Origin of the sequence: Bacillus sp. P14.5 (assembly GCF_003316765.1) — a bacterium.
Lineage (GTDB): Bacteria > Bacillota > Bacilli > Bacillales > Bacillaceae_B > Rossellomorea.
This window is the reverse complement of the sequence record NZ_NIJF01000055.1, coordinates 1-6538: the sequence shown is the minus strand read 5'-3', so window position 1 is coordinate 6538 and position 6538 is coordinate 1. Positions and strand designations below refer to the sequence as shown.

6 protein-coding genes are annotated in these 6538 nt (G+C 54.7%); all 6 read left to right on the top strand.

The window, feature by feature from the left end; translation table 11 throughout:
• On the top strand, positions 1-606 hold a 606-nt coding region (locus B9Z54_RS06995), incomplete at its 5' end, for an NAD(P)/FAD-dependent oxidoreductase (RefSeq protein WP_162785122.1).
• A 50-nt stretch (positions 607-656) separates the two neighbouring features.
• Positions 657-1319: a hypothetical protein gene (locus B9Z54_RS06990; RefSeq protein WP_113927729.1), complete on the top strand. Its 663-nt coding sequence runs from the start codon at positions 657-659 to the stop codon at positions 1317-1319.
• Between the two features lie 111 nt (positions 1320-1430).
• Positions 1431-3230 (top strand): heparinase II/III family protein, encoded by a 1800-nt coding sequence (locus B9Z54_RS06985; RefSeq protein ID WP_113927728.1) that lies wholly within the window; start codon positions 1431-1433, stop codon positions 3228-3230.
• Complete coding sequence (locus B9Z54_RS06980) at positions 3223-3516, top strand: hypothetical protein (protein WP_113927727.1); 294 nt, start codon at positions 3223-3225, stop codon at positions 3514-3516. Before B9Z54_RS06985 ends, B9Z54_RS06980 begins: the two co-directional genes overlap by 8 nt.
• Before the next feature lie 108 nt (positions 3517-3624).
• On the top strand, positions 3625-5634 hold the full coding sequence (locus B9Z54_RS06975) for a catalase (protein ID WP_113927726.1): 2010 nt from the start codon (positions 3625-3627) through the stop codon (positions 5632-5634).
• A gap of 120 nt (positions 5635-5754) precedes the next feature.
• On the top strand, positions 5755-6538 hold a 784-nt coding region (locus B9Z54_RS06970), incomplete at its 3' end, for an MFS transporter (protein WP_162785121.1).

Below are 6538 nucleotides of genomic sequence, written 5' to 3'. Positions count from 1 at the left end.
ATCTTTGAAGAGACGGACGTCACCGACATCGTCGCCGATGGAGACGACTGGCTCGTCTTGACACCAGAGGGCACGTTCAAAGCGGGTCACGTCATCTTTGCGACAGGCTACCGCCCTGCCCCGCTCCTCGACACACACCGGATTGAACTCAACCGTTCCTATGCGATCGCGACGAATCCCGTGCCTGATTTTAAGGAATGGGACGGTCAGGCGCTCATTTGGGAGACGAAGCGACCGTATCTTTATTTACGGACGACCGTCGACGGCCGGATTATCGCCGGCGGGCTCGACGAAGAGAAACCGGAGACACCGCACAGCGAAGCGCTCATCGAAAGACGGGCCGAACGGTTACGGCAAGAAGTCGCGGCCTTGTTCCCGATGTATGAGTTGACAGTTGAATATGCGTGGGTAGCCCTGTTCGGGGAGTCAATCGACCAACTGCCTTTTATCGGGGAACACCCGGACCGGCCCAACCTCTTTTATTTACTCGGATATGGAGGCAACGGTACGGTATACAGCATGTTAGGTTCTAAAATCTTGAGCGAGTTGGTCCGTGGGATCGAGAGTCCAGATGCTCGAATCGTACGATTGGATCGGACACGTTAATCCCCTGACAGCAGGGGATTTTTTCATACATAAGCATTGGAGTGATGATGATGACAACGAAACGAAAACCGAAATGGGTGTACCGCCTGAGGAGAGGATTGCTCTTCATCCCTGCCATCGCCTTGACCGTCTACGCCTGGCCGCACGAGCCTGCCAAGGATGACATCGATGACGCGGTCGCACAAACAGAGCCGACGCATGAAGAAGGGCGCTATACAATCGAAGCGAGACAGGCGGTGAAAGAAGACGAGTCCGTCCGCTATGCGTATGACATCGTCGTCCATGGCCAACCCGATGTGGAGACGCTCCAATCCATCAGCCAGGATGTGATTGACGAGGTGACGGAACGTGACACGTTCCAAGCCGCTCTTCTTCGCTTTTATGACCATGGAGCTTATGTCGGTACTGAATCCCCGCTCGGTGAGGCCGTATTTGCACCGGAAGGCGATTGGAGTTTAGCTGAAACGGTTGACCCTGGTACTTATGAAGACATGACGTTCGGCTGGCAGTTGAAAGAGAAAGAGTGGGATGCCCAACTAACCAATCAGGAAGCACGCGTCTGGCAAGCATGGAATCGCGTCTATGAAGCGGAACAGTCCGACGATCCGGACTTGAAGGCGAAGGTGACCCGCACGATCTCCACGAAATATGATTTACATCCTGAAACGGTTCAACAAATCGTCTTGAAACAGAACGTTTGGGCCGCTCTATAACCTGAATCATCCAGAAAAATACATCGAATTTTCCTTTCTTTGGCTAAATATATAATTGTATACTAATTGTATACACACCACTCGTTGAACGGCCAAAGAAAGGAAGACGTTATGAAACGATTGATGATTATGTGGATGCTGATGTTCGTGATTGGTTCCACTTTGACGCCGCTGTCCACTGAGGCTGCGACGACACCGCCATATGAGGTAAGCGCCCCTTCCGGTACCACGCTCTATCAATTTGTCGGCAAGACGCTCAAGCCGAAAGCGACGTTGCGAACGGCGAAGCGCTTCAAGGCGCTCAGCACCTCCGGTTATTACTATAAAGTCCAAGATGGAAGAACCGTCTATTACGTGAAAAAGAAGGCCGTCAACCTGGTGGCGACAAACCTGTCGTTGACGACGTTTTCTAGTTCGACGTATTCGCGTCTGACCCACGAATATATGCGGTCGCTCACCCGTGGCCAGACACCGTATATTTATGACGAACTGACTGCCAAGACGGCGATTATTCGGGCCGACGCCGCCATGAAAGGGAACTGGTATATCCCGTCCCCGCCCTATCAGTTACGAGTCCCAAATATTGATACATACCGCTTCGACGTTAGTGTCCCTGAGGTCGATTCGAAGTCGTTCAAATTCCAAATCCATTACTTCACGACGTTGAACCAGCTGACACAAGCGTACGCTGCGACCGGAAACAACGAATACCTCCGTTACGGAAAGCGAATCGTCACGAGTTGGACTAAGCAATATCCGGCTGCGAACTACAAACGCTATCCATGGCCGTATCATGATCATGGCACGGCGATTCGGACGTTCCATCTGCTCAACTTCTGGAACGAGTTCCGTTCGTCCGCGGTCAACACGGATCCGGCATTCTCGCAGTTATTCGCCAAGACGCTCTATGAGCATGCGACGCTCCTCGCGACGTCGAGCTTTTATAAGCCGAACAATAACCACGGCATGTTCCAAGACATGGCGCTGACCGCTGTCGCGGAGACGCATCGAAGCTTCTATCGTTCCTCGTCGTGGCGGGCCCTTGCGACGAACCGGCTCACGTTGCAGTTGAACCATAGCTTGAGCACGGACGGGGTCCACCTTGAGCACTCGCCGTTCTATCAGATTTATTTATATGACACGCTCGCCCGTTTCAACGACTGGGCCGCCGCCAACCGATTCGCTTTGTCGAGCCGGATGCGGGACGTCAAGGACATGCCTGGTGCGTTGACGTACATGTTGAAGCCGAACGGGACACTCCCGATGTTCGGCGACACTCCATCCATCGTTCACCGGCCGGACGCGATTCCGTACATCGAGCGTTACCCACATTTGTTCTATGCGATGACGCAAGGGAAATCCGGGACGCAACCATCGACCCGCGTCGGCAAGCTGTCGAACCAATACGCCTTCTTCCGTCAACATTGGGGCGGTAATGCCGGTTCGTTCAACGACGCGGTCCAAGTGATGATGACGGCCGGTTACCACAGCAATATCCATAAACATGCCGACGACTTGTCAATCGACCTTTATGGTTACGGGCGTGACTTTCTCGTCGAGAGCGGTCGCTATGCCTATACGAACCGTCCCGAACGGAAGGTCGTCATGCAGGCTGCGGCCCATAACACCGTCCATGTGGCCGGTAAGAGCTTCAACTTAACACCGAGCAATTTGCGACGCAGTCAAATCACGTCGGTCGGTGCCGCGTCGACACAATGGACGGCCGCCGGAACGAGCGGACTGCTCGGACAAGGGATGACGCACACCCGTCGCCTCGCCTATGACCGCGATGGGACGGTGCTCGTGTACGATGACATCACGAGCCCCGACGACGACCTCGTTCGTTCAACGGTTCCATCTTGGGACCGGATTGAATCGCGTCTCGAGCGGAAGCCGTCACGCCTTGTTTAAAGATAACGAGAACCGCTCCATCCATCTGTTGCAACTCGAGGTCGGATCGACCCCGAAAGTCGCCGTCGGGGCGAGTTATGTGTCTTATCGAGACTACGATTGGCAACGCCGCAATCAAGTCGTGACGACAAAACGCGGCAAGCAGGTCGAATATTTGACGCTGATTCATATTGGCGAGAAGACGACCAAAATCACATCCGCCACGGTGCAGGCGACATCGCGCCACTATGTCGTGCGCTACAAACTGTCGGACGGCAAGACGAAAAGTCTATCCATGTTACGCTAACCTCCATTTTGAAAATGGGGGTTTTTCTCGGTTGGTTAGGGAAAACTCGTTAAGTAGGCCAAAATGTGGCTTACAGCGTGTGTGCATACTTAAAGGGGAGGCAACAACATGGGGAACAAGAAAGAAGAGCAGTTAAAACAACATATGATCGATAACGAGCAGCCAGCTGGGCTCACGACGAACCAAGGGCTGAAGATGGCAGAGGACGAGTTCTCGCTTAAGGCCGGACGTCGGGGACCGACGCTGATCGAAGATTTCCATTTCCGCGAGAAGATGACACACTTTGACCACGAACGGATTCCTGAGCGCATCGTGCACGCACGCGGCGTCGGGGCCCACGGAGAGTTTCAAGTGTATGAGCCGCTCGCTGAGTATACGAAAGCCGACTTCCTGAACGACCCGTCAAAAGTGACGCCGGTATTCGTCCGTTTCTCGACGGTTCAAGGCTCGCGTGGTTCTGGGGACACCGTCCGCGACGTCCGTGGGTTCGCCACAAAATTTTATACCGATGAAGGCAACTATGACCTTGTCGGGAACAATATGCCGGTCTTCTTCATCCAAGATGCCATCAAATTCCCGGACCTCGTCCACGCCGTGAAACCGGAACCGCACACGGAAGTGCCGCAAGGCGGCAGTGCCCACGACACGTTCTGGGATTTCGTCGGACAAAACCACGAGGCGGCTCACCACGTGATGTGGGCGATGAGCGACCGCGGTATCCCGCGTAGCCTGCGCATGATGGAAGGATTCGGCGTGCACACGTTCCGACTCGTCAACAAGGAAGGCAAGGCGCACTTCGTCAAGTTCCATTGGAAACCAAAACTCGGCGTCCATTCGCAAGTGTGGGACGAAGCGCAAAAGGCGCTCGGTAAGAACGCCGACTTCCATCGTGTCGACTTGTATGAGGCGATTGATAAAGGCGATTATCCGGAATGGGAACTCGGACTTCAAATCATCGCCGAAGAGGATGAGTTCAAGTTCGACTTTGACATTCTCGACCCGACCAAACTTTGGCCGGAAGAAGACGTTCCCGTCAAACTCGTCGGCAAGATGATGCTCAATCGCAACGTCGACAACTTCTTCGCCGAGACCGAGCAAGTCGCCTTCCACCCTGGCCATCTCGTGCCCGGAATCGATTTCTCGAACGACCCACTCCTTCAAGGACGTCTGTTCTCGTACACGGATACCCAGTTGTCACGTCTCGGCGGACCGAACTTCCATCAAATCCCGATCAATAAGCCGGTCTGTCCGTTCCATAACAACCAACGCGACGGGATGCATCAAATGTCGGTCCACAAGGGGCAGACGAGCTATCATAAAAACGCGCTCAACAACAATCAACCGGAACCTGTCCCGGCCGACCAAGGTGGGTTCGAGCACTATCAAGAGAAAGTCGACGGACATAAGATTCGGGGCCGGAGCGACAGTTTCCTCGACTTTTATTCGCAAGCGAAAATGTTTTATAACAGCATGACCGACGTCGAGAAACAGCATATTCAAGACGCCTACAGCTTCGAGCTCGGCAAATGTGAGTCGGACATGGTCAAAGAGAATGCCGTCGACTTGTTGAATCGGATCGACCGTCACCTCGCCTCAGTCGTCGCTGACAACTTAGGCGTCGAGCTCCCGGCCGAGAACAACGAAGTCGTCTCGGACAAGACCTCTCCGGCGCTCAGCATGGGCAATACGATTGCAAAACCAGATACGAAGAGCGTCGCCGTCCTGCTCGCTGGAGACGTCGATGCCGCACAAGTGAAGGCGTGGGTCCAAGTGCTCGCCGACAACAAGGTCAATTACAGCCTCGTCGGGAAGAAATCGTATACGCTTGGCGACCTCAAAGTGAAAGAGACGTACGACACGGTCGACTCGAGCTTATTCGATGCCGCCTTCCTCGTCAGCACGGCGACTTCGGTCGAAGACGATGTGCTCGAATTCATCGAGAACACGTATAAGCACTTCAAGCCGCTCGCGCTCCACTTGCACCACGATGATGTGCTCGACCGCTGCCGGGTGAAGACAGATCAACCAGGCGTCTACACGTTCAAACAACACAATCTCGATGGCTTCGATACGTTTATCGACGGCATCGCGCAAGGACGGTTCTGGGACCGCGCCTAATGTGAACAGTTCAAGGATTCGACCCAAATCGATGGGTCGAATCCTTTTTACGTGCTTCCCTTCCCCTCCTCTCTAGCGATATACTAGGTGGGGTATATAGCGTGAAGGAGGAACGAGTGGATGCGGAAAGAGATTATTACTTATGTAGAAAACCTCGAGCAGCAACGACAGTTATACAAACGAACGTTAGTCATCGTCGTGCTCTCACAAATATTTGGAGGGGCCGGCCTCGCCGCCGGGATTACCGTCGGCGCTTTGCTGGCGCGTGACTTGCTCGGGACCGACGCGTATGCGGGCGTTCCGACGGCGCTGTTCACGCTCGGTTCCGCCGCTGCCGCCTTTTTAATCGGATTGATGTCACAACGGGTCGGACGACGTTTCGGACTGGCGACTGGATTCTTGACTGGTGCGCTCGGAGCGGTCGGGGTCATCATTGCCGCGACGCTTGAAAGCGTGCCGCTCTTGTTCATCTCGCTCCTTATTTACGGGGCCGGGACGGCGACGAACCTCCAAGCCCGTTACGCAGGGACAGATTTGGCGAATGCGACCGAGCGAGCGACCGCGGTCAGCATCGCGATGGTCTCGACGACGTTCGGGGCTGTCGCCGGTCCGAACTTGGTCGAACCGATGGGACGTGTCGCCGACGGGCTCGGGTTGCCGACACTATCGGGACCATTTTTACTCGCAGGGGTAGCCTACCTCTTCGCCGGCCTCATTTTGCTTGTATTCTTGAACCCTGATCCGCTTCTCGTCGCCCGTGCCATCGAGGCGAAACGGCAAGAAACGACCGACACGTCTGTCCATCCGACCGAATCGACGCATGACCGCCGTGGCGTCTACGTCGGTGCGTTCGTCATGATCCTCAGCCAGATTGTGATGGTCGCCATCATGACGATGACGCCCG